This window comes from Methanobacterium sp., assembly GCA_039666455.1.
In the GTDB taxonomy this organism is placed as follows: Archaea; Methanobacteriota; Methanobacteria; order Methanobacteriales; family Methanobacteriaceae; genus Methanobacterium_D.
The window spans coordinates 12784-38795 of sequence record JAVSLW010000023.1 but is presented as its reverse complement, the minus strand read 5'-3'; the positions used below and the strand labels follow the sequence as shown (position 1 = coordinate 38795).

Below are 26012 nucleotides of genomic sequence, written 5' to 3'. Positions count from 1 at the left end.
CCTAAGGGTAGGTTATCCACGTGTTACTGAGCCGTTTGCCACGATCCGAAGATCGTTCGACTTGCATGGCTTAATCGGACCCCAATAGCAGTGGCCTCCGCCAGGATCAAACGGATTTACACGTTTAAAGCGGAGTATTGTGCTTTGGAAGTAAACTTAATTTTAAAAATTAAAGGGGGTATCAGTAGCAACCAAATGTCACCACATCTACTAGACCAACATCAAACTCAAACGTTTGCTTTTTGCAAGGGTTTAAGTCCTCATTTTTTATAGCTACAATCGGAAAAAACAGCTTTCATAGTTTGATATTTTCATACTCCAGCCGACGCCTTATATCGTAGCACATATGATACTAAAGACCTGTAGTTTTACAAGTTTTTTAGAATTTTTATGCAAAGGTTGAATCAGTTCAAACCAGCGCATTCTATACTTGCAACCTGTATCTTTACATGTTTTTTAGAATTTTTTGCAAAATGCTGGATCTACTTATTTCCTTCATTATAATACTACAATCCATACATTTACAATACTTCTGGGATTTGTCACAATATATTTAATTAATTTTATTGTGACTATAATATTATCAGTTTAATTCTATATAAACCTTCTCATTTTTAGGGGTTGTAAACTTATTATTATGGGTTAGGATTTTTACAGCCCAATTTTTACCATAAATAAATCCATAAAGATATATCAATCAGGATCAAGTGTGCTCAAAAGATCTTCTTCAAATAAATCCTCAAGGCTGCTGATTTTGTGATAGTATTCATTGAAATCCATCACATATTTATTTACAAATTTTTCTAATTCTTTTTTATCATTAGGAACTTTTCAACCTGGAAATGTTATAATCATCTCAATAATGGCATTTTTTGTAATCTGGAAATCACCTTTACAATCATATTCTAAATATACTTCATATTCATTTAGCTTTTGAAAGATGTATTCGGTGTTTTCTTTGCCTAATTCCTTGTCAATAAAACTAAATTTAATGGAAATATCTGATGAATTTTTCTTACTATCCATTTTAAAATCTTTAAATTCTAACATTCTTTTAACCTTTTAACATATTTTGTAACCATGATTATATGACTTAAATAAGCTAAATTGCCATATAATCAAATTTAAAACTCTATTTAGACAAAATAATATCTACAACTATAATTTAATAAAAATTTAATTACTGATTTAATTTTAATACTTAAAAATTTTGCCGTATATCATTTGATTGTTTTTCAAGTGATTCTACCACAATCACTGCAAAATGCAACCCAAAATTTAATGTTCAAACACTTAGAATTCATCCTATAACCGAAACAGTAAAAAAATAAAGCCTCCAGAGAAAGTTAGTGAAGTAACTATCATTCGAGAGAAAAATACAGTGTTTAATGAGACTATTGTAAAATTAGAATAGGTTGGAACTGAATTATTTTCAAAAAATAGGAAATAAGGGTTATTACAACCCTGCTTTTTCTACTATGGTATCTGCAACTTCTTCTGCGCTTTTAAATGGAAAATCATCAGATTTAAGTACTTGACCAGCATCTGAAGCTTTTAATTCAACGTCACCTGATTTACATGTGGTATCTGCACCATTAGGAAGCGCTGCAAATAGTTCTTCCGGTGTGTTTATGGGAAAATCTGCTCCTTGAAGTGCCCCTACTATTTGACTTCTTATATCTTCTTTTACACTCATTTTATCTCCTTCTTTTTAATTACTTTCAGCAGTTTATTTGGTTTTGGCTGCTACGGGTGTCCTACATGGACTGCTAAAAAAGTAATGCATATCCACATTTTAAATACTTTTTTAGTATTCCATTGACATTATAACTATTGTTAAAATATGATTATATACTTAACCGTCAGTAAAATATACTAACTATATTTTAGTGACCCAAGATAGTTTTTATTTTAAATAAAGAGGTTTATTAATTAAATCCAGACAGTTTTAAAGACAAGAGTAAATCCTGTCGCCTGAAAAAGCATATTCTGTATCTTAACATTATATATAAGTTTTATAAATACAGATCACAGTGTTTAAAAAATAAGAGATGTGCAATTAACTAAGGTTTTACGAAAAGAGAATAGGGCTTATTTGTATAATAATAGTTCATGAAACTAATTGCATAGCCTCTAAACAGATTATTCATCTTTTCAATCTCATCAGGCCACTTTGCCAGGGGATAATGTATTAAAACGTTTATAGTAGTCGTTGTACCTGTTTTTTCGGTGAAAACTTCTGATTCACTCCCATCATTTCTATATGAAGCATATTTTTTAAGTTTGAGTTTAAATTCCTCTGTTAATTCATGTAATTCCCCATCAGTATAGTTTAATAAGAAGCTAACTGTAGCTGGTTTAATTTTTTCAATTATCTGAATTTTTTTAAATTCAATCATAGGAATCACATTAATATATGTAACTGATTATAGATAAATTTATGGATAGGAGTATGATATTTTGTTAAAGATGAACAAATTCCCGAAAAAAATTAGTTTTTTTAACTAAAAAATTAAAAATAAACACAATTGTTTATTTTTTTTAATACCTCTTTTAATCGGGATTTTCTAAAATTATCCAGATTAAAATCCTTTAAATCCTGGTCTTCCAGTTCTTCAAACCCCTTTATTTTAATTTTATCCAGTTCATTTAAAGGATTTTCATCATTCCTTTTTTAACTGTTCATCTTTCATGTTATCACTCTGAGAATATGTACTAACGTTTTATTAAATTTTGTGTTATTCAGGGACTTACTGGATGTTAGAATTTTTACAGCCCGGGTTTTAAAAAGATTTATATGGTTTAATTTTATAAAATTAAAAATAAAATACATCAAAAATGCAGTTAGTGGTTTATCGATCAAATATATTATTTAATATGAAATATTATGGAGTTTATTAGTAAAACTTAGGTATAAATGAGGTTGAAGGAAATGTATAGCACTTGAAAATCGTAGATTTTCGGCTCACCGAAATCATAGTCTTCAATAGCATTTCTAAACCAGAAATAATTGAAAATATTTTTGGAGGTATTTTAGTATTTTAGGCGAAAAAGAATTGATAAAATTATTTCCAGATTTTAAAGAGCTTATACAACCTTCAGGAATAGATTTAAGGTTGAATGAAGTATTTATACAGAAAAATTCAGGTTCTCTAATTGATAATAAGAAAAATCTTCCTGAATTAGAGAGATTAGATCCTCCAATTTACATATTAAAGCCTAAAACTGCTTATTCAGTTACTGTTGAGCCTAAAATTAAAATTCCTAAGGGATACTCCATGATTTATCTTCCAAGATCAACTCTTAACCGCTCTTTCATTTCAGTTCACACTGCTCTTGGAGACCCTGGATTTTATGGGACACTGCAGTTTATGCTTTATAATTACGGAGAATTTGATTATAAAATAAAAAAGGGAGAAAGGATTGCTCAAGCAGTGGTATTTGATGTCACTGGCTCTGGAGAATATAATGGGAGCTATCAAAATCTCTGATTTTGATTGCCCGAACATTTCATGTTCGACAGCCCTAAGAAACTTCGTTTCTTGGGCCCCAAACACTTCGTGTTTGTGGGCCGTACGAAATTTATAATTTCGTGGCCCCGAAAATCAAAGATTTTCGACGGCCCTAAGAAACTTCGTTTCTTAGGCCCCAAACACTTCGTGTTTGTGGGCTATCAGGAAAAAGAATAAACTATAAGAGGCTACCCAAAACCAGATATTATGCCTGTCAGAATGCTTATTTTTAGTTAAATCCGTGTTTGGACTTCTTTTTGTTTAGACTTTGAATTGCAAGAAAGCTACCTATCATATTTTAGCTTTTATTACACCACTCCCTTAAAGCTTCAATACAGGCCATTTTAAGGGATCCTTTTTCATAATTAAACTTTTTATACGCCTTTTCTTTAAATTCGTCCATTAATTCTACTGGAATTCGTACATTAAGTGTCTTCTGATTGGGTATTTAAATCACCTCTACTACTTCTATTTTTCCTTATACTATTTAACTTTTAATGTTGCTATATCGCTATATAGTTATATAAAAACATTTTTATATAACTATAATTATAACTTTATTGATGTTTGGATGTCTTTATGATATTAATTATTCAATTAGTGATATGTTTAAAAGCTGTTAGGAGTTTAAAAGTGTTTCTAAATAAGGATAAAATGAGAGAAAATGTAATTAATTTAAACTTCTTAAAAAGAAAAAATATAAGCTGTAGAATGTATAGTAAAATGAGATCAGTTCAAAATGATAAATTTCAAACTATTGAAATTTTAAAAAAATTTTTGAACCCCAGGTTCTGTAATTATTAATCATTATGAATAGGAGGGGAGGGATTTGCTTTGAAAATAAAAAAGTCATATAGCTTCAAAACAGTTTTTGCTTGCTACAGAAGAAGCTAATAAAAGATCGATCCAGATGGAAAGAAATCTGTACAGTTCAACCAGAACATATTCCTCATGAATACAGGAATTTAATTTTACAAGTTTACTGTGCATGTGCTAATGAAATAACTGGAAATGAATGGTTCAATAATATAAATTCCCTTAATAAAATATTAAAAAACATAAAAGGAGAAATATAAATGAAAATTCCAAGATGTATGAGTACACAGCATCCAGATAATGTAAACCCTCCATTTTTTTCAGCAGATGCTGAACTTGGTGGTGAAGAAGAAATAGCTGAAGCATACTATGTTTTATCCCATTTAGGCTGTGATGAGCAGATGTGGGATTGTGAAGGTAAAGAAGTTGATAGCTACGTTGTTAAAAAATTACTTACAAAATATGGATCATTTTTTAAAGATAAAATTTTAGGTAAAGATGTTTTTTTAACTTTAAGAGTTCCTAACCCCACAGTTGAAAAAGCAGAAGCAAAATTTTTACTGGAAACACTGGAAAGTATTCCTCGTTCATTTGACGCTGCTAAACTATTTTATGGGGAGGACTACGTACCTGTATTTGAAGTAATTTTACCAATGACAGCTTCTTCAGATTGTCTTGATAGAATTTACAGATATTACAGTGATTTTGTGGTGGGTAAACAAAATAAACCCTTTAAAAATGGAGATATAACTATTGCAGAGTGGATTGGGGAATTTAAACCTAAAAAAATTAATGTAATACCTCTTTTTGAGGATAAAGATAATATGCTCAATGCACATAATATGGCTGAAGAATACTTAAAAGATAAATCTGTGGATTACCAGAGAGTTTTCCTTGCAAGATCAGACACTGCCATGAATTATGGATTTATAAGCTCTCTTCTTTTAAATAAGATTGCTCTTCAAAGATTTCAGAAATTAGAAGAAAAAATCGGCATAAAGATGTATCCAATTATTGGAGTAGGTTCAGCTCCTTTTAGAGGTAATTTAAGGCCCCAAACAGTTGAAAGGTTATCAGAGGAATATCCAAGTGTACATACATTCACAATTCAATCAGCATTTAAATATGATAACTCTCCTGAAGAGGTTATAGAAGCGATTAAGAAATTAAATGAACGAAAAACAGGTGTCCCCCATGAAATAGATGAAGAAAGATGCCTGGATATAGTGGAAAGGTACAGTGAAGAATATCAAAAACAGATAATAGAACTGGCTCCTCTGATAAATAGAATTGCAAAATACATACCAAGCCGAAGGAAAAGAAAGTTGCACATAGGTTTGTTTGGATATTCCCGTAGTATGGAAGGTGTTTCCTTACCAAGGGCCATAACTTTCACCTGTGCTCTCTATTCTATGGGGCTACCCCCAGAAATTCTGGGTTTAAATGCACTTAATGATGCAGATCTGCAATTTGTAGAAAAGGTTTACCTGAACTTTGAAAGTGATTTAAGGGATGCTCTCCAGTTTTATAACCCGGATACACCATTATTACCCCAATCCATTAAAACAAAAATAGATGATATTTTAGGGGATATTCAGATAAACAACAAGCATAAAGAACTGACAGATTCTATTATATCTTCTTTAAATGAAAACAAAACTGAAAATTTGAGCGAATACATTTTAGGCGCAGCACACCTTAGAAAATTCCTGGGATAACTGCAGAGAATTGAAATTTAAATAATTTAATAGCTGAATTTTCAGCTATTAAAGTTTGTATTCAATCTGTCCACAGCTTCAGGATTTGCAAGAGTGCTTATATCGCCCACATCTTCCCCTTTAACTTTTGCTTTTATAACTCTTCTCATTATCTTTCCGCTTCTTGTTTTAGGAAGGTCTTCAACAAAATTTATGTATTTTGGTGTTGCAACAGGTCCTATTTCAACCCTAACATGATATTTAAGAGTATCTTTTAGTTCAACTGAAGCTTCATAGTTTGATTTTAAAATTACAAATGCTGAAATCTCTTCACCTTTTATTGGGTCAGGTTTTCCAACAGCAGCAGCTTCTGCAACTGCATCATGACTTACAAGCGCTGATTCCACTTCAGCAGTGCTTATTCTGTGCCCTGCAACATTTAAGACATCATCTTCTCGTCCTTGAATCCAGAAATAGCCTTCATTGTCTTTTCTTGCCACATCTCCGCTCAGGTAAATATTCTTAAATTTGCTCCAGTAAGCATCAATGTACCTTTGAGGATCTTTATAGAGTGTTCTAAACATTGATGGCCAGGGTGTTTTAATTACAAGATGCCCTCCTTTATCTTTTAATGAATTACCCTCGTCATCGAATATGTCTGCTTCAACTGTTGGAAACGGCATAACTGCAGACCCTGGTTTAAGTGTAGAAACGGGCAATGGAGTTATAAGATGCATTCCAGTTTCTGTTTGCCACCATGTGTCCATAACTGGGCATTTTTCTCCTCCAATATATTTATAGTACCAGATCCATGCTTCTGGATTTATAGGTTCTCCTACTGATCCAAGAAGCCTTAAAGAACTTAAATCATATTTATCTGGCCATTTTTCGCCGTATTTCATAAACATCCTGATAGTTGTTGGAGCTGTATAAAAAACTGTAACCCCATAATTTTCAATCATACTCCAGAACCTGCCTGGATCTGGATAATCTGGAGTACCTTCAAACATAACTGATGTTACCCCGCAAAGAAGTGGAGCATAGACTATATAGCTGTGTCCAGTTACCCAACCTATATCTGCAGCACACCACCATACATCATCCTCTTTAAGGTCAAAAACGAATTTTAAAGTGGTATATACTCCAACAGCATATCCTCCATGAACATGTAAAACTCCTTTTGGTTTTCCTGTAGTTCCAGAGGTGTATAGTATAAATAAAGGGTCTTCTGAGTCCATTATCTCGGTTTTACATTCATCGTCCACATTTTCTGTGATTTCATGCCACCAAAGATCCCTACCATCCTGCATTTCAGTTTCAAGACCTGCATGTTTGATTACAACTACATTTTCCACTGTAGGAGTGTTTTCAAGTATATCATCCACATTTTCTTTAAGTGGTATGAGTTTACCTCTTCTTGTAAAACCATCTACAGTTATGGCTATTTTTGCTCCAGCATCATTTATTCTATCCTGAAATGCTTTTGCCCAGAAACCTGAAAAGACAACTGAATGTACTGCACCTATTTTAGCACAGGCAAGCATTGCCACTGGAAGTTCAACTATCATCGGTAAATAAATACCTATCCTATCACCCTTTTTAACTCCTAAATTCTTCAGGGCATTTGCAAACCTGTTTACTTCCTTCCAAAGTTCAAGATAGGTTATTTTTTTTGTTTTACCATCTTCTGCTTCCCAGATATACGCTATTTTATCTTTATTGCCATTTTCAATGTGCCTGTCTAAAGCATTGTGTACTATATTAAATTTTCCTTCTAAAAACCATTCTGCATGGGGAGGATCCCATTTTAAGACTTTTTCATAATTTTGGAACCATTCAAGCTCTCCAGCAAGTTCATCCCAAAACCATTCTGGATTCAGTCTTGCTTTTTCAAGCAGTTCTTCATAATTTTTAATTTTATGTTTTTTCATCCACAAAGCAATGTTACTTTCTTCTAAAAACTTATTTGAAGGTTTAAATAGGCGCTCTTCTTTGAGTAATGTCTCCAGATCCTTTGACATTTTTATCTCCTCATGTTTAGAATTTTTGATGTGTTATATTCTCTAATTTAAATCATAAAAATTAATTGATTTCCGGACAGATTAAATTTAATTAAAATAAAAACAAAATATAATATCATAATGACTCTACATGATAATAAAATCAGATGTGCAGATGCTCTCCTTAAAATTTTAGAAAAAAACAATGTTAAATATATTTTCGGGCATCCTGGAGAACAGATCCTTCCTTTTTACGATGCATTAAGAACTTCAAGCATTAAACATGTATTAATGCGTCATGAACAGGGAGCAGCCCATGCAGCTGATGGATATGCAAGAGTTTCATCTAATTTTGGAGTTTGTGTTGCAACAGCAGGTCCCGGAGCTTTAAATTTAGTAATGGGTGTTGGGGCTGCTTTTAAGGATTCAGTTCCCATGATTGTAATTACGGGGGATGTAAGTAGAGATTTTAAAGGAAAAAACGTGTTTCAGGACGTGGATGTAAATGGAGTCTTTAAACCAATCACCTTGGAATCATTTCACATAGAAAGTGCTGAAGATGGAATCAATAAACTAAAACATGCAATTCAATTAATTAAACATGGTAAAACTGGTCCAGTCCATCTAAATTTTCCTAAAGATGTTCTGGAGGAGATGGTTAATATAGAGATCCTGGATATAAATGAAGAATATTCACCTGAATCTTCATTAAATGGAGTTGAAGATGCAGTAAGCTTAATTGAAAATTCCAAAAGGCTGCTTATTCTTGCAGGTGCTGGAGTTATATGGGCACATGCTGTGGATGAACTTAGAGATTTTGCAGAAAGAAATTCCATTCCAGTTGCAACAACCTATTCTGCAAGGGGAATTTTACCTGAAACCCATCCACTATGTCTTGGAATGATTGGCCTTAGAGGTACTGATGCTTCTAACTTTGCAGGAGGAAATTGTGACCTTCTTATTGCAATTGGATGCAGATTTTCAGAAAGGACAAAAATAGGAGTTGGAAAAACTGAAATTATTCATGTTAACCCTGATCAAAATGTTCTTGAAGGCAGTATCAATATTCAAGGCGATGCCGGTGATTTTTTAGATAAAATAAAGGATACAAAAATTAAAAGCACGAAAAAATGGCTCCAGGAACTGGAAACCCACAGCAAACATTATGATATTAAAACCAGCTACAACGATATTCCAGTAAAGCCTCAAAGAGCAATAAAGGAAATAATAGATGCTTCAGGCGATGCAACGACAGTGGGCGATGCTGGAACACATACTACATGGGTAAATCTCCTTAAAAAGATTACAAGACCATCTGAACTGATTTTTTCAGGAGGATTCGGGCCAATGGGATACGGTCTACCTGCAGCTATTGGTGCGTCACTTGCAAACCCTGAAAAAAGCGTGGTTTTAGTTGCAGGTGATGGTGGGTTCCAGATGACAGAGCAGGAACTTGCAGTAATAGCACAGGAGAAAATGAAAATTCTCGTCTGCATTATAAATAACAGCTCTCTTGGAATCATAAAACAGTGGCAGGACATGAATTACAGGAAAAGATACGAGGTTGAACTTGAAAATCCAGATTTCGTTAAACTGGCAAATGCTTATGGGATTAAAGGAGAAAGGGTAACTGCTCCCGGTGAAGTTTACAGTGCGGTAAAAAATGCATTGAATTTGAAAGAGCCTTACTTAATTGATATAATGGTTGATAAAGAAGAAGGAATAATTTTACCTGAAATAAGTCCTTCAAATAGTAATAATTATTAATATGAAAGTATATATTAATTAAAGTGATTTTATGAAGGTCATGTTAATAAATCCGCCAGATACAGCTTCAAAATACAAATTCATTGGCCTTGTGGCACCACCATTAGGTATTGGATACATAGCAGCAGTTCTTGAAGAAAATGACATTGCTGTTAAAATAATAGACGGTCCTGCGCTTGAAATTGGCTGGGAAGACCTGGAAAATGAAATTATTAAATATTCTCCAGATATGGTTGGAATTACAGCATTAACGCCCACCATTAACCAGGCTCTTAAATCAGCCAGAATTGCTAAAAGCGCATGTTCTGATGCATCTGTTGTTTTGGGTGGGTACCATCCAACATTTACATATCAGGAGCTTTTAAAAAATGATTTCGTGGATATTGTGGTTTTAGGCGAAGGTGAATGCACCATGCTGGAGATTGCAATGGCAGCCCGAAATGGAACCAGTTTAAGGGAAGTTAAGGGAATCGCCACCAGAGAATTTATAACTCCTCCAAGGCCTATTATAGAGGATTTAGATATTTTACCCTTCCCAGCAAGACATCTTTTACCAATGGACCGGTATAAAATTCTTAATATGAAACTTCTAACCGGTACTTTAATTTCTGGAAGAGGCTGCCCTTACAAGTGTTCATTCTGCTCATCAGCGGCAATGCACGGGCACAAATTAAGAATGAGATCTGCTGAAAATATTGTTGATGAAATGGAACATTTAGTAGATGCACACCATGCTAAAATGATAGCTTTCATGGATGATACATTCACCATGAACCAGAAAAGAGTGGAAGAAGTTTGCAGTGAGATTAAAAATAGAGATCTTGATCTTTACTGGGGCTGCACAGCAAGAGCGGACACTGTATCCTCAAAGTTACTGAAAAAAATGAAAGAATCCGGGTGCATCACTCTATTTTTGGGTGTTGAGTCTGCAGACCAGCAACATCTGGATAAACTAAACAAAAGAATTACTCTTGATAGGATTAGAAGGACATTTGAACTTACAAGAGAGCTTAATCTTAGAACAATTGCTTCAGCAGTTCTTGGAATGCCTGGAGATACCAGACAAAGCATTGAAAAAACAATTAATTTTGTTAAAAGCCTTAACCCTTCCTATGCTGTATTCTCGCTTGCTACACCATATCCGGGGACTAATTTCTATATTGAAGCATCTAAACAGAACCTTATTAAGGTTAACGACTGGTCAAAATACACCCTTTTAAACCCTGTTTTAGAAACTGTTGACTGTTCCTTAGAAGAACTTAAAAACCTTCAAAAGCAGGCATTCATGGATTTTTACCTGCGTCCAAGTTATATCATCAAACAAACATGGAGAGACGGATTTGTACTTCTTAAAACAGTTGGTGCAATGATAAGAGACGTTGCCAGGTAGAGAGGCTGTCCAGTTTAAAATCAAAAAAATAAAAAGAAATTTAAATAATATTAACCAATGAGATAAGCTTCTTCCACTGCTGCAACTCCTTCTCCAAGACATATATCAAAATCAAGCTCTTTTAAAGTCATTTCAAGAGCAGACATTGTAACAACAATATCTCTGTAGGTAACGTTACCCATATGACCTATTCTAAAAACGTTGCCTTTTAAGTGGTCCTGACCGCCAGCAAGCACGATTCCATACTTATCTCTCATTGTGCCTCTCATATCTTTATCGGTCACACCTTCCGGCATTTTTATGGCAGTTACAGTTGTGGATGAAACGTCTTCTTTAGCGAATAATTCAAGACCAAGTGCTTTAATACCGTTTCTTGTTGCAGTTGCAGCTAACTGGTGTCTTTTTATTCTGCTTTCAAGTCCTTCTTCCATAATGACATTTAAGGCCTCTCGCATGGCATACATTAAAGATACAGAAGGGGTGTATGGTGTTTCTGGTGGTGTATTTTGTGAATATTTCCTGTATTTCCTCACATCAAGATAATATGAGTTTGATTCGGTTTTATCGATTACATCCCATGCACCATCACTTACTGTGATTGCAGCCATTCCCGGTGGTGCAGCAAGACATTTCTGTGAGCCAGTTACACAAATATCAATGTTATAATCGTCTACAGCTACATCGTCTCCTCCAAGGGATGAAACGGTATCTACGATGTATAAAGCGTTGTAATCTTTAACAATTTTACCAACTTCTTCTATTGGGCTTGCAACACCTGTTGAAGTTTCATTATGAACTATTGTCACCGCTTTTATCTCATCATCTTCATCTAAGGCGGTTTTAACATCTTCAGGATCAACTGCTGTTCCCCATTCCACATCAAGCTTAACTGGAACACCGCCATTGGCACCTGCTATTTGGGCGAATCTTTCACCGAATTTTCCGCCAACAATGTTTAAAATTTTATCTCCCTTGTTTAGAATGTTTCCAACTGCTGCTTCCATGGCCGCTGTTCCAGAGCCTGTTATTGTATAGGATGGGTTCTGGGTCTGGAATATTTCAGACATCATTTCATTAGTTTGAACCAGAATTTCAGCAAATTCAGCACTTCTATGGTTCATTATAGCCTCTGACATGGCTTTTAACACACGAGGAGCTACTCTGGTAGGTCCTGGTATCATTAACAATGTTTCCTCCATTTTAATCCTCCAAAATTTTCAATTTCGGGCCCTCAAATGCTTTGCATTTGGGGCATTGAAAGCTTAGCTTTCAATAGGTTTCAAAATCTATGATTTTGAGAACCTCCAATTTTAAAAGTTATCTTAAACATGATTCACTTTTTTTACAGATTAACTTTATAAATTAAATAGTAATATACCTTTACTTCGATCTATATATTGGATAATCAAACTATTTTATCTACTAAAAATAACATATCACTTTTTATGGATCTGGATACATGGTTTTTATGGTATGAAATGATACTGAAAGAATTTGGTTTCAGTCAGGAAGACGATGAAAAATCTGCAGAAATACTAAATAGCCTTTTAGATGAACATAACAGCTCGTGCATTGCTGAAACCAATATAAAAGCTAATGTAATAATTTTTGGGGCTGGCCCATCCCTTAAAAGGAACATCATTGAATTGAAGGAATTAGATGAATCAGGAGAGTTAGATTTAAATAAGTTCACATTAATTGCTGCAGATGGGGCAACAACAGCACTTTTAGAAGAAGACGTAATTCCTGATATTATAGTTACAGATTTAGACGGAAATATGGATGATATAATCAAAGCTAACAATGAAGGAGCGATTTTAGTTGTCCATGCCCATGGAAATAATATGAATAAAATAAAAGAATATGTTCCAAAACTTAAACGAGTTTTAGGGACTACCCAAAGTGTTCCTCTAAAAAATGTGTATAATTTCGGCGGTTTTACTGATGGGGACAGATGCATATTCTTAGCAATTGAACTGGGGGCAAGACTTATACTTCTATCAGGAATGGATTTTGGAGATATTGTAACTAAATATTCAAGACCAGATTTAGATGAATCAGAATGTAAAGCTGATAAAATAAAGCAAATGAAGCTTAATTTTGCAAAAAAGCTCACACAGTGGGCTGCAGAAAATGAAAATGTGGAAATAGCAAATATGTCTGGTGGAGAAAAGATTAAAGGCGTGGCAGCCATTAATGTTGATGTTCTTTTGAAATTATAAATTCAAATTTCTATCTTCTTTATAAATCACAAAATTCATTATGTTTTATTAAAATATAATAAATCAGTAGTAAATAACAGGAGTGTATAAAATGAGTTTTGTAGAGATAGGGGCAAAAAATGAGTTAATGGATGGTTGTATGAAAATGGCCTCGGTTTCAGGGCGTGAAATCCTTATTGCAAGAGTAGGGGATAATTATTATGCTGCAGATAATCGTTGCCCCCACATGGGAGGTAATCTTTCGAAGGGTAAGCTCAAGGGAACTGTTGTTACATGTCCAAGGCACCACAGTCAATTTGACCTTACAGATGGCCATGTGATTCGCTGGACTGACTGGTCAGGGTTTAAATTATCCTTAGCTAAGCTATTAAAGTCGCCTCGACCTTTAAAAATATATGATGTAAGGGTTGATGGAGAGAAAATTTTGGCTGATCTTTAAATGAATGGATCTGTATCTTCAAAATACTTTTTATGAAATGGTCAAAGCCATACCTGCATCATGGAGTATTTTTTTAGATTTTTCAGATAGTTCACGTCTTTTTATTGTTTTTCTAAATTCTTCAAAGCCTTTGGGAGTGAGATATATTTTACCACCATCATCTTCTATTAGTTTTAAATTTTCCAGTTCATTAACTGCAGATTTATTGTACAGTTCTTTTTCCAGGCCATCATTTTCTATTAAATGTATTGAGTGTACCCATAATTTTTGCAGTATTGCTACCTGGACTTCATTTATTTTCACCTTTAATCCCCTCCTGATTTAGGCATACCTAAATTGTGCTTGGTATACCTAAGTTCTTTATGATATATAAAATTTGCTCTACTCATTATCTCCTGGTTTTAAGTAAAGGACGTATATTTATAGCTGCAGATTTTTTCGCTGGTTCGGGATTTGTACGGTATTTTATAAGCCTGGATGAATTAGCCACCACCAGTACAGACCCCAAATTATGGATTAAGGCACCAGCTACAGGTCCAATAATGCCAAATGCTGCAAGCAGGATAGCTACAAGGTTAATTAAAATGGGAACTACAATATTTACACTGATTGTACCTAAAACCTTTTTTGAAAGCTTTATTAACTCTGGAACTTTGCTTATATCATCAGACATTAAAGCAATATCTGCAGTCTCAATTGCAACATCAGCACCTAATGCTCCCATTGAAACACCTACGTTGGATATGGCAAGAGCTGGAGCGTCATTAATTCCATCACCAATCATACACACCTTCCTGTTATCATTTAACTGGCTTTCAATTAAATTTACCTTATCTTCAGGAAGCTGTTCAGCATAAACTTTATTAATGCCTACCTGCTTTGCAATGGCGCTTGCAGCGTTTTTATTATCACCTGTCAAGAGAAGAATTTCATTTACACCCATCTCTTTAAGTTCCTGTACTGTTTCCTTAGATCTGCTTTTTATTTTATCTGCAACAGTTATCAGACCTATTATTGAATTTTCTAAAGCAACAATTAAAACAGTCATTCCCTGGCTTTCATATGAACTAATAAGGCTGTTTTGTTCTTTGGTTAGTTCAATCATGTTTGCTGCAATCAGCTTTTTATTTCCAACCAGAACTTTTTTATTCTCTAAAGAAGCTATAACTCCTTTACCTAATTCTATTTTAAACTCTTCAGGATCGGTCACATCCAGTGATTTCCCCTGTGCTGCTTTATAAACTGCCTTGCCTAAAGGGTGCTCTGAAAACTTCTCTGCGGTTGATGCCCATAATAAAACTTCTTCTTCATTATAATCCTGATTTACAGGGATAATATTGATTACTTCAGGTTTACCATTTGTAATTGTACCTGTTTTATCAAAGGCTATTGTGTTAATCTGTCCTACCTTTTCCAGTGCTTCTCCACTTTTAATTAGAATACCTTTACGTGAGGCATTGCCTATACCGGCCATAATGGCTGTTGGCGTTGCAAGTACCAGTGCACAGGGGCAGAACACAACCAAAATTGTTACCACCCTTATAATATCCTTTGTTAAAAAATATGTAACTATAGAGGCTAAAAATGCCATAGGCACTATTAATGTGGCTATTTTATCTGTAAATCTTACAACAGGTGCTTTTTTATCTTCTGATTCTCTAACAAGTCTTATTAGCTTTGAAAGAGATGTATCTTCACCAACTTTGGTGGCTTTTATTTCAATGGCTCCTAACTGATTTAATGTACCTACAAATACTTCATCACCAACTGTTTTGTCCAAAGGCATGGATTCTCCAGTAATAATGGACTGATTTATGGATGTGTGGCCATTTATAATAACACCATCTACCGGGATTGACTCACCAGGCTTAACAAGGATAATATCCCCCACATTCACTTCTTCTGTAGAAATTTCCTTTTCTCCATCTGATGTTCTTATCCTTGCTACCTGTGGAGTTAATTGAATAAGCTTTTTAACACTTTCCCGTGCTTTTCTAATAGTCCTGTTTTCAAGTATTTCACCTATCATCATAATTACTGCAATTTCTCCAGCTGCAAAATATTCCCCAATTACAACTGACGCAATAAGCGCTATACTTACAAGAACGCCTGTTTTTATCTCAAATTCGGTGATTAATCCTTTCCCTGCTTCAATGAATATGGGTGTACCGCTGATTGCAACACTTATTAATGCTGGATCAAAGGGTAAAATACCTCTTAACAGTCCTAACCAGCTGATTAAAAGAAACATTCCTGAGATAATGGTTAAAATAATTGTTCGATACTCATCATCGTTTTTAAATCTGCTGAAGTCGATAATCCTGTCCATTTTCACCACATATAATAGTTAAAACCTTTAAAATTACAATATCTATCTTTTTAAGCTTTTTTAGATGGTTCAATTGAGCTATTCACCCTTTCTTCAAGTATTTCTACAATCCTTGGATCAGCACCAAAGGGTTCAGTGTAGATAACTTCTCCATCGAAATCAATTCTTTCACTTTCATCAAAATTATGGATTTTTGACGGCCTTTTATTCTCGCTTAAGCGGAGAACATATTCAATATCTTGCCGGGTATGGATTCCATGTGCTATAAATGCTGGCACAACGATTATTTTTCGCACCTGCTTTTTTTTAAGGGTATCAACTGCAGCTGCTATTGAAGGTTCTGCTATGTTCATAAATCCTACTTCAACAGGATAATCTGAATTTTTTCTGTATCCTTCTGCCAGTTTATAGAGAACTTCTTGCCCATAGGGTAAACTGCTTCCATGGCCTACAAGTAAAATACCTATTCTGTCAGTTTTTGAATCTGAATTTGTATGCATATTATATCGCCCCACTATTGCTTTTTTTATCTTTTTAAGAAATTTACATATATTTTAAGGCATTAATACGCTATTTAAGCTCTAATAGTTTGTTTATTCCTTAAATTAAAAAGGAAAATCGTTATTCTGTAATAACATCATGTTCTTGCGCATCATAACCCACCTTAAATACGTATTAACAATATTATAATGGTCATCATTGTATTTAAAGGCATGTTCAAGCTTATTTGATTAATAATAAAATTAAATGGACTAATTTTAGTGTTTAAAGTCATGTTCAAGCTTATTTGATTAAAAGTAAAACAAAATTGACTAATTTAAATATTTAAGGTATTCTTACTTTAAATTGAGACAGATTTATAGCCAGATAATCTGCATTAATATTCATAGATAGTCTCTATTCCTGTTTCTATTTCCAATTCTAAGTGCATTCAATATAACAGCCAGGCTTAAACCCATATCGCCTATTGCAACACCCACCCATAAAGGGATGAATCCGAACACTGCTAAAACTGCAAAGGATGTTTTAATTAAAATAGACGCATAAACATTCTGTTTCACCACATTCATTGTTTTTTTGCTTAAATCAATAAGGTAATTGACCTTTGAAATATCATCATGCATTAAAGCTATATCTGCAGTTTCAATTACAACGTCTGAACCTGCAGCGCCCATAGCAATGCCCACGTTTGATCTTGCAAGTGCTGGAGCATCATTTACTCCATCTCCAACCATTGCAACACTTTTGTGCTCGCCTAACAGTTTATCAACGATTTTAACTTTGTCTTCTGGTAAAAGCATTGCATAATACGCATCAATTCCTATTTTAGAAGATACAGCTTTTGCAGCGCCTTCGTTGTCCCCTGTAAGCATCACAGTTTTAATATTTCGTTTTTTAAGTTCCTGAATCACACTTTTTGAAAGATCCCTGATTTTATTCATTAATCCTATAACTCCAATTAGATGCTCATCATTACCAAGAATTACTGCAGTTTTGCCGTTATTTTCAAGATTTTGGATTATTTCGTCTGGAAATTCAGGATTACTTTTAAAAAGGCTCTTTTTACCAATGTAAAACATTTTATTATCTATTCTACCCTGGATACCTTTTCCTGTAACAGATTGAAAATCCTCAACTTCTTTAAACCCCATTTCTGATTTTTCTATGCATCTTATAACTGCTTCTGCAAGTGGATGTTTAGATCCGGACTCTAATGAAGCTGCTATTTGAAGTATCTCTTTTTCAGAGTAGTTATTTAATGTTATAACATCTGTTACTTCTAATTTACCTTCTGTAAGCGTCCCTGTCTTATCAAATACCATCAAATCAACATTTTGCATTTCTTCAACATACTGTCCACCTTTTATCAACACACCATTCCTTGTTGCGGAAGTTATCCCTGATACCATTGAAACAGGGGTTGAAATTGCTAAAGCACACGGACATGACACAACAAGCAGGACTAAAGCCCTGTAAAACCATGTATCAAAGGGCAGACTAAAAATGAATGGAGGTATTGTAGCTACTATTATTGCAAGCCCTATTACTGAAGGAGTGTAATAATTGGCGAATTTATCTATAAATGCTTCGGTTTTGGATTTTTTCTTCTGTGACTCTTTAACAAGTTCTATAATCTTTGATAGTACAGTTTCATCAGAACGTTTGGTTACTTTCACTTCAAGATAGCCTTCTTCATTCAAAGTACCTGCAAATACAGCGTCTCCCCCAGTTTTAGTAACAGATATGCTTTCCCCAGTAATTGCAGCCTGATTTACCGATGAAATACCTTTAATTACAGTTCCATCTAATGGAATTTTATCTCCAGGCCTCACAACCACAATTTCATCAATATCTATCGCATGGGCATGTAATTCAATGTTTTTTCCCCTTCTTTTTACTGTCGCTGTTTCTGGAGCAAGTTTTATGAGTGCTCCAATTGATCTTCTTGCTCTTTCTCCAGCATAGTCTTCTAAAAATTCAGCGATGAAATATAAGAAGATAACAGATGCTCCTTCTGCTCCTTCACCTATTAGAAAGGCCCCAATAACCGCAATAGTTATTAAAAAACTTATTGTAAATCTACCTTTAAGTAAGGAAGTTATTCCTTTATAAATTATTTCATATCCTGATATTACGACCACAGCCAGGAATAAAATTTCTGCCAGTAATTTCTGAGGAGTAAAAAAACCGAAATATAATCCTGTAATTAAAATTATGGCAGATATTACTATGATATAGGCTGGTTTATTGCTTGAGGGTTCTTTTTCCTCAAATGAGTCTGTCGGACAGTATTTGCACTCCACTAACTCCTGTTGATTTTCTGTATTTTCTTTTTCATCTTTCCTTGGCATGTTCTACACCTATTTTTATTATTGTAACCACATGCTCATCTGCAAGGGAGTAATAAGCCATTTTACCTACTTTTTTGAATTTAACCAGATTTTTACTTCTTAAAACTCGAAGTTGGTGGGATATGGCAGATTGACTCATATCCAGTACTGCAGCTAAATCACAGACACAGAGTTCTTTTTTAGATAATGCATACAATATTTTAAGCCTTGTAGAGTCACTGAATATCTTAAAACTATCTGATACCTCAAAAAGAAGTTCATCTTTAAGCATTTTTGATTTTACTTCATTCACTGCGTTTTCATCAACATATTCAACTTCACATACATCTCTGTTCATATGAACAATTATTCACATGAGCTAATATAAATGTTTGGGTTAAAGAGTTTGAGCACAACCTGTTTGGCAGACTGCTATCTTTATAATTCAGAACACCAAAACCAATAAGCATGGACATCGATGACATCCTCCTTTTCGATGAAACTCTGTTTAAAAATATAGAAGCATTTAATCCAGATTACATTCCAGAGAATTTCATGCATCGAAAGACTCAGATGGAGGCACTTGCACTGAGCATTCGCCCAGCTTTAAGAAACGGAAGGCCTGTAAACGCAGTTGTACTGGGGTCTTGCGCCACTGGAAAAACAACTGCCATTAAAAAAATATTTGAAATGGTTGAAAGGACCTCAGATAAAGTTATATGTGTTTATATAAACTGTCAGATACACACAACCAGATTCGGAATTTTTTCCAAGATTTATCAAAAAATATTCGGGCACACACCACCAGAAACAGGTGTTCCATTTTCAAGGATTTACCAGAACATCATGCAGCACCTCTCCAGCGAAAAAAAGTCACTCATCGTGGCGTTAGATGATATTAACTACTTATTTTACAGTAAAAATGCCAACAAAATATTTTATGATATTTTACGTGCCCATGAAGCATTTGAAGGGGTAAAAACAGGAGTATTTGCTATTCTATCAGATATCGAATTCAGATTTATCCTTGATAAAAATGTTAATTCTATATTCATCCCCCAGGAGATCATTTTTAATCCTTACACTAAAGAAGAAATGCTTGACATCTTAAATGAAAGAGCAAAAATTGGATTTTATTCTGATGTGATTTCTGATGAATTAATATATGAAATAGCTGAGTATACATTCTCAAGCGGAGATTTAAGGGTTGGAATTGACATGCTTAGAATAAGCGGAAACCTTGCTGAAGCTGACGCCTCCAGATCAATAGAAAAAAGGCATATGCAGGAAGCACTGAAAAGAACAGGTTCTATAAACCTGACATACACTTTAAAATCATTATCTGATGATGAAACAACAATGCTTGATATTATAAGATCGTCAAAAACAGATTTAAGAGCAGGTGAACTATATAAAGCATTCAGCCAAAAGACAAAATCAAGTTACGCTTCTTTCAATCGTGTTTTAAATAAACTTGAATTTTTAAGAATTATAGACACTCGATTCACTGGTAAAGGTGTTAAAGGGAATTCAAGAGTAATAATACTCAGGTTTGAGCGGGAGGAAATAAAAAAATGCATGAACTCCCTTTAAATACCTGCAAACATATTGGAGTTTGGATAAGCAGCCACACACAAAACACATAGTATTAATGACAATACAACCATCCCTATTAAAATAAATGATTGCATATTAAATTCTTTTAAAGCCATATAACTTCTCCTTCTCCTTAAATCAACTGAGATACTTTTACTATTTTTCAACATTTAACCACTCCTTTTTTAGTATTCCTCTTTTTCAGGTTATTTAAAGAAAGAGATAGAGAGCACATGAAAAGTAATCAAAGGAAAAGATTTCAAAAAATTTATATCAGTGTAATAACATAATTACTCCATATATTATCATAAATTTGATTTTTCGTTTATGGGGGAATTATTAATGTCTGAAAATAGTGAGGTTGAGCTTAGAGTTGCAGAAGCACTCCAGCAAGATGTTGGAAAGGGAATTATAAGGATAGATAAAAAATTAATCTCTAAAATGGGTATTGCACCTGGTGACATTGTTGAAATAATAGGTAAAAGAACCACAGGAGCAATAGTAGGTCAGGCATATCCTGCCGATGTTGGTCTTGAAATTGTAAGGATGGACGGCCTTACAAGGTCAAATGCAGGTACATCCATTGGTGAAATGATAACTATAAGGCGTATAGAAATAAGGGTGGCCAGAAAAGTGGTGTTAGCTCCTGCAGCCCGGGGCCTTAGAATAATGGCATCTGGGGACATCATTAAAAGGAATATAATGGGAAGAGCAGTTGCAAGAGGAGATATACTGTCATTAATATCGCCAAGAAGAACAAGAGAGACATTCAAAGAGTTTCCATCAGGTGAAAAAATTTTCAGAGAATTTTTTGAATCCACAACTCCATTTTCTCTTGGAGAAATCAAATTTTCGGTCGTCTCCACAAATCCAGCAGGCATTGTAAGAATAAATGACGAAACTGAGGTGGAGGTACGTCCAGAAGCAGTGGAAATAATAGAAAAAAAGGTTCCTGATGTTACCTATGATGATGTTGGAGGCTTGAAACAGGAAATATCAAAAGTTAGGGAAATGATAGAGCTTCCTTTACGTCATCCAGAGATATTTGATAGACTTGGTATTGACCCTCCTCGCGGAGTTCTTTTACATGGAGCACCAGGTACTGGAAAAACTCTTCTTGCAAAAGCAGTGGCTAATGAAAGTGGTTCAAATTTTGTGGCTATAAACGGTCCGGAAGTGATGAGTAAATATGTGGGGGAGGCAGAAAAGAAGATCAGAGACCTGTTTAAAGAAGCTGAGGAAAATGCGCCTACTGTGATATTTATAGACGAGATCGATGCTATTGCACCTAAACGTGAGGAAGTTACAGGAGAAGTTGAAAGGAGAGTTGTAGCCCAGATACTTGCACTTATGGATGGATTAAAGGAAAGAGGAAAGGTAATAGTTATTGGTGCCACCAATCGACCAGACGCTCTGGACCCGGCATTAAGGCGGCCTGGAAGGTTTGACAGAGAAATAGAGCTTAGAGTACCTGATAGGGATGGAAGAAGTGAAATACTGCAAATTCACACCCGTGGAATGCCTTTAAAAGATGATGTGGATATGGAAGAAATTGCAGATATTACCCATGGCTTTGTGGGTGCAGATCTTGCAGCTTTGAGTCGTGAATCTGCAATGAACGCTTTAAGAAGAATACTTCCAGAATTAGACCTTGAAAAACAGATTATCCCTCCAGAAGTCCTTGATAAATTATTTGTAACAAACAATGACTTTATGGAGGCTTTAAAATCAATAAGTCCTTCAGCACTCCGCGAAGTGTTTATAGAGGTTCCAAACATACATTGGGAGGATATTGGTGGTTTGGAAGAATTAAAAGAAACTTTAAAGGAAGCTGTGGAGTGGCCTTTAACACATTCTGAGGATTTCAAGCGTATTGGAATACAACCGTCCAAGGGAGTTCTTTTATTTGGACCTCCAGGAACAGGTAAAACCATGCTCTCAAAGGCTGTGGCCACAGAATCAAAGGCCAATTTTATATCAGTTAAAGGCTCAGAAATTTTAAGTAAGTGGTTTGGGGAGTCTGAAAGAAAAATAGCAGAAATATTTAAGAAAGCAAAACAGGCATCACCATGCATAGTATTTTTTGATGAAATAGATGCTATAGCACCCATGAGAGGCTCGGGTGTTGGAGAACCCCGGGTTGTTGAAAGAATGGTAAATACAATTCTTTCAGAAATGGACGGTTTAGAAGAATTAAGGGGCGTTGTGGTAATAGGTGCCACCAACCGACCTGATTTAATTGATGCTGCCTTACTACGACCAGGAAGATTTGATGAAGTGGTTTTAGTCCCACCTCCAGATGAAAAAGCGCGTTTAGATATTTTAAAAGTCCACGTTAAAAACATGGCCCTTGATGACAATGTAAATCTTGAAGCACTTGCAAAAAGGACAGAAGGGTATTCTGGAGCAGATATTCAAGCATTATGCAGAAAAGCAGGAGTTATAGCATTACATGAAAATATAAAAATAGATAAGGTATCAAAAAGACATTTTGATGCAGCATTAAATAAAATAAACCCATCCACAACTCCACAAACCAAAGAATACTACAGCGAAGTTGCAAGAAAACTTGGAAGAGGATTAGAAGCTAAAAAAGTGAGAGAGGAGTTTCCAAGAGAAGTGGCTTAGGCATGAAAACACAAAAATTCCTTGCATTCTGTGGTATTACCGGTCCTGTGACATATGCAACTGTACTTTTTACGCTTGGTTTCATTCAGAAAGATTATAACTGTATTACACAATCCATGAGCGAACTTGGAGCCGCTGGTGCCCCTTATGCATTAATAATGAATACAATAGGATTTCCTTTGTTAGGTATATTGGTAATTGCATTTGCATTGGGGCTTCAAAGAGGTATAAAGAGTGGTTCAAAAATTGGGCCTGTTTTGATAGCTTTATCGGGCTTATCCTTAGTTATGATCGGAGTATTCCCCTGTGACCCAGGTTGTGTGGATGTAACCGTGGTGGGGGTTGCACACAGCATTTTTGCAACTATCGCAGCATTTTCCATGATTTTTGCGCCTTTATTCCTTTTACCGAGATTGAAAAAAGATGATAGATGGCAGGGCTATGTAACCTATTCAAGAGCCTCATTTATTGTGGCGATATTAATTTCTGCTATATACGGATTTATGGTTTTTGAAGAGTGGACAGGTGCGCTTCAGAGAATTTCAATGGGGATAATGCTTCTCTGGGTAGAAGTCATGGCAATTCGGCTATTTTATATATCCTGAAGGAATATTAAATATTCACATTAATAACCAGCCAAGTAAATGAGATAACATTTTGAAAATGGAAAATAGAGTTTAAAAAATTAAATTAAATGCAGGAGACCTTAGAGTGGAAAATGCAGATAATAAAATATTCGAATTCTTTGATGTTACAGCAGATGCAGGTTTTAAGTCCTATGGAAGCACGTTAGAAGAGGCATTTGAAAATGCAGCACTTGCAATGTTTGAAGTGATGACTGATACAGGTTCAATTAAGCCTGAAATTAAAAAAGAAATTGTAGTGGAATCAGAAGATGAATACGCTCTTCTTTATGACTGGTTATCTGAATTTCTGGTTATATTAGATTCTGAATTCCTCGTGTTTTCAAAGTTTGATGTTAAAATAGAAAAAAACAGTGAGGGATATATTTTAAGAGGGACTGCATGGGGCGAAGAATTTGATCCTAAAAAACATGAAAGCCGGGCTGAAGTTAAGGCAGTTACTTATCACCTGATGAAGATTAAAAAGAATAATGGTTACATGGTTCAGGTGATCATTGATATATAATTATTTTTATAACATAAAATCTTATTATAGTTAATTATTAAATATTTTTGACTTTATTTTTTGAAACTTAAAAGGTAGATATCTATTTTAAAAAGAATTAACAAAAATATTATCAATCTATTTACCAGGTTTTTAATAACTAATTATTCTTAAAATTCTATTTTTGGAGAGATAAACATGGAAATTGAAGGAAATTTAAAAAAAATTAGAGACTGTGTCTGGGAAATTCCATCAAGTTATAAAAAGGAAATGAGAGTCCCGGGGAGGATATATTTAAGCGATGAAGCTATTAAAGAAGTAGAAACAGGGGCAGTAGACCAGGTCTCAAATGTGGCATGTTTACCCGGTATTCAAAAATTCTCTATAGGACTTCCAGATATTCATTTTGGATACGGATTTCCAATTGGAGGTGTTGCAGCTTTCAGCGCTCGTAATGGAGTTATAAGCCCTGGAGGAGTGGGATTTGACATCAATTGTGGAGCCCGGCTTATAAGAACAGATTTAACCGAAGAAGATATTAAACCAAAAATTAAAGAAATTGTAGAAACCCTTTTTAATAATGTACCCTCTGGAGTTGGAAGTAAAGGTAAAATAAGGCTCCAGCCCGGTCAAATTGATGAAGTACTGGATCACGGTGCAGAATGGGCTGTTGAAAATGGATATGGCTGGGAGAGGGATCTTAAACACCTTGAAGAAAATGGGAGAATGGAAGCAGCAGATTCAAGCTGTGTCAGTGATAAAGCAAAAAAAAGGGGAATTCCACAATTAGGGTCTCTTGGTTCTGGAAACCACTTTCTTGAAGTCCAGAAAATGGATAAAATCTATGACAAAGCCACTGCAGAGGTTTTTGGCATAGAAGAGGGTATGATCACAGTTTTAATTCACACAGGTTCAAGAGGATGCGGTCACCAGATATGTTCTGATTATCTTAGAGTTATGGATAAGGCAGCTAAAAGGTACCAGCTTGATCTTCCAGATAGACAGTTAGCCTGTGCACCTGTAGACTCTGACGAAGCACAGAATTATTTTAAAGCGATGGCTGCAGCAGCAAATTATGCATGGACAAACAGGCAGATGATCGTGCATTGGGTTCGTGAATCATTTGAACATGTCTTTAAAAAGGATGCTGAAGAAATGGGTATGGAAATTGTTTATGACGTTGCCCACAACATTGCAAAAAAGGAAGTTCATAAAATAAAAGGAAGAGATATGGAAGTTTATGTCCACAGGAAAGGAGCAACCCGTGCATTTGGTCCTGGAAGAGAGGAAATTCCAGAAGAATATAGAAAGGTCGGACAGCCAGTTTTTATCCCTGGAACTATGGGCACAGCTTCGTATGTACTTGTAGGAACAGATCTTGCAATGGAAGAAACTTTTGGTTCATCTGCACACGGCGCTGGGCGTAAAATGAGCAGAGCTGGTGCTAAAAGGGAATACCATGGCGAAGAAGTTAAAAAAGCTCTTGAAGAGAGAGGCATTATTATAAGGGCCACTTCAATGCCTGTTGTAGCTGAAGAAGCTCCAGGAGCGTATAAAGATGTTGATGAAGTGGTAAAAACATCGCATAATGCAGGAATATCCAAAATGGTTGGGAAAATGATACCTCTTGGCGTTTCCAAGGGATGAAACTATATTT

21 protein-coding genes and 1 rRNA gene are annotated in these 26012 nt (G+C 34.8%); 11 read left to right on the top strand and 11 right to left on the bottom strand.

What is annotated here, in order from left to right; all coding sequences use genetic code 11:
* The 4 genes from PQ963_06320 to PQ963_06305 form a co-directional block, all read right to left on the bottom strand.
* Positions 1-117 (bottom strand): 16S ribosomal RNA (locus tag PQ963_06320); the annotation flags it as partial.
* A 714-nt stretch (positions 118-831) separates the two neighbouring features.
* On the bottom strand, positions 832-1050 hold the full coding sequence (locus PQ963_06315; protein ID MEN4029278.1) for a hypothetical protein: 219 nt from the start codon (positions 1048-1050) through the stop codon (positions 832-834).
* Positions 1051-1456: 406 nt separating this feature from the next.
* The gene (locus PQ963_06310; protein ID MEN4029277.1) at positions 1457-1696 is read right to left on the bottom strand and encodes an MTH865 family protein; all 240 of its coding nucleotides are present in this window, start codon (positions 1694-1696) and stop codon (positions 1457-1459) included.
* 367 nt (positions 1697-2063) lie between these two features.
* Complete coding sequence (locus PQ963_06305; GenBank protein ID MEN4029276.1) at positions 2064-2399, bottom strand: hypothetical protein; 336 nt, start codon at positions 2397-2399, stop codon at positions 2064-2066.
* A 639-nt stretch (positions 2400-3038) separates the two neighbouring features.
* On the opposite strand from PQ963_06305, the gene PQ963_06300 reads away from it, so the two are divergent.
* Together PQ963_06300 and ppcA are read left to right on the top strand one after the other, a co-directional pair.
* Positions 3039-3491, top strand: a complete 453-nt coding sequence (locus tag PQ963_06300; GenBank protein ID MEN4029275.1) for a deoxyuridine 5'-triphosphate nucleotidohydrolase — start codon at positions 3039-3041, stop codon at positions 3489-3491.
* 1097 nt (positions 3492-4588) lie between these two features.
* A complete protein-coding gene (gene ppcA / locus PQ963_06295) occupies positions 4589-6046 on the top strand; it encodes a phosphoenolpyruvate carboxylase (GenBank protein MEN4029274.1) in 1458 nt (485 codons plus the stop codon).
* Positions 6047-6087: 41 nt separating this feature from the next.
* On the opposite strand, the gene acs is transcribed toward ppcA, so the two are convergent.
* The gene (acs, locus tag PQ963_06290) at positions 6088-8046 is read right to left on the bottom strand and encodes an acetate--CoA ligase (protein ID MEN4029273.1); all 1959 of its coding nucleotides are present in this window, start codon (positions 8044-8046) and stop codon (positions 6088-6090) included.
* 120 nt (positions 8047-8166) lie between these two features.
* Between acs and PQ963_06285 the strand changes: the two genes are divergently transcribed.
* Both PQ963_06285 and PQ963_06280 read left to right on the top strand, forming a co-directional pair.
* On the top strand, positions 8167-9792 hold the full coding sequence (locus PQ963_06285) for a thiamine pyrophosphate-binding protein (protein ID MEN4029272.1): 1626 nt from the start codon (positions 8167-8169) through the stop codon (positions 9790-9792).
* Between the two features lie 31 nt (positions 9793-9823).
* A complete protein-coding gene (locus PQ963_06280) occupies positions 9824-11182 on the top strand; it encodes a radical SAM protein (protein MEN4029271.1) in 1359 nt (452 codons plus the stop codon).
* Positions 11183-11232: 50 nt separating this feature from the next.
* Here the strand turns inward: PQ963_06280 and PQ963_06275 are convergent, their stop codons facing one another.
* Positions 11233-12381, bottom strand: a complete 1149-nt coding sequence (locus tag PQ963_06275) for an alanine--glyoxylate aminotransferase family protein (protein ID MEN4029270.1) — start codon at positions 12379-12381, stop codon at positions 11233-11235.
* A 246-nt stretch (positions 12382-12627) separates the two neighbouring features.
* Between PQ963_06275 and PQ963_06270 the strand changes: the two genes are divergently transcribed.
* On the top strand, positions 12628-13404 hold the full coding sequence (locus PQ963_06270; GenBank protein ID MEN4029269.1) for a 6-hydroxymethylpterin diphosphokinase MptE-like protein: 777 nt from the start codon (positions 12628-12630) through the stop codon (positions 13402-13404).
* 91 nt (positions 13405-13495) lie between these two features.
* Entirely contained in the window at positions 13496-13843 is a 348-nt protein-coding gene (locus PQ963_06265) for a Rieske (2Fe-2S) protein (GenBank protein MEN4029268.1), read from the top strand.
* A 30-nt stretch (positions 13844-13873) separates the two neighbouring features.
* Here PQ963_06265 and PQ963_06260 read toward each other — a convergent pair whose 3' ends face one another.
* The 5 genes from PQ963_06260 to PQ963_06240 all read right to left on the bottom strand — a co-directional run bounded on the left by PQ963_06260 (position 13874) and on the right by PQ963_06240 (position 19361).
* Positions 13874-14146: a hypothetical protein gene (locus PQ963_06260; GenBank protein ID MEN4029267.1), complete on the bottom strand. Its 273-nt coding sequence runs from the start codon at positions 14144-14146 to the stop codon at positions 13874-13876.
* An 85-nt stretch (positions 14147-14231) separates the two neighbouring features.
* Positions 14232-16172: a cation-translocating P-type ATPase gene (locus PQ963_06255; protein MEN4029266.1), complete on the bottom strand. Its 1941-nt coding sequence runs from the start codon at positions 16170-16172 to the stop codon at positions 14232-14234.
* A gap of 50 nt (positions 16173-16222) precedes the next feature.
* Complete coding sequence (cfbA, locus tag PQ963_06250) at positions 16223-16672, bottom strand: sirohydrochlorin nickelochelatase (GenBank protein MEN4029265.1); 450 nt, start codon at positions 16670-16672, stop codon at positions 16223-16225.
* Between the two features lie 384 nt (positions 16673-17056).
* Positions 17057-19024 (bottom strand): cation-translocating P-type ATPase, encoded by a 1968-nt coding sequence (locus tag PQ963_06245; protein ID MEN4029264.1) that lies wholly within the window; start codon positions 19022-19024, stop codon positions 17057-17059.
* Entirely contained in the window at positions 19008-19361 is a 354-nt protein-coding gene (locus tag PQ963_06240) for a metalloregulator ArsR/SmtB family transcription factor (protein MEN4029263.1), read from the bottom strand. Before PQ963_06240 ends, PQ963_06245 begins: the two co-directional genes overlap by 17 nt.
* A gap of 110 nt (positions 19362-19471) precedes the next feature.
* On the opposite strand from PQ963_06240, the gene PQ963_06235 reads away from it, so the two are divergent.
* The 5 genes from PQ963_06235 to PQ963_06215 all read left to right on the top strand — a co-directional run bounded on the left by PQ963_06235 (position 19472) and on the right by PQ963_06215 (position 26002).
* A complete protein-coding gene (locus tag PQ963_06235; protein ID MEN4029262.1) occupies positions 19472-20596 on the top strand; it encodes an ORC1-type DNA replication protein in 1125 nt (374 codons plus the stop codon).
* 345 nt (positions 20597-20941) lie between these two features.
* Entirely contained in the window at positions 20942-23227 is a 2286-nt protein-coding gene (locus tag PQ963_06230) for a CDC48 family AAA ATPase (protein ID MEN4029261.1), read from the top strand.
* 47 nt (positions 23228-23274) lie between these two features.
* On the top strand, positions 23275-23832 hold the full coding sequence (locus tag PQ963_06225; GenBank protein ID MEN4029260.1) for a DUF998 domain-containing protein: 558 nt from the start codon (positions 23275-23277) through the stop codon (positions 23830-23832).
* Between the two features lie 106 nt (positions 23833-23938).
* Positions 23939-24376, top strand: a complete 438-nt coding sequence (locus tag PQ963_06220) for an archease (GenBank protein MEN4029259.1) — start codon at positions 23939-23941, stop codon at positions 24374-24376.
* 177 nt (positions 24377-24553) lie between these two features.
* Positions 24554-26002 (top strand): RtcB family protein, encoded by a 1449-nt coding sequence (locus PQ963_06215; GenBank protein ID MEN4029258.1) that lies wholly within the window; start codon positions 24554-24556, stop codon positions 26000-26002.
* Positions 26003-26012 lie beyond the last annotated feature (10 nt).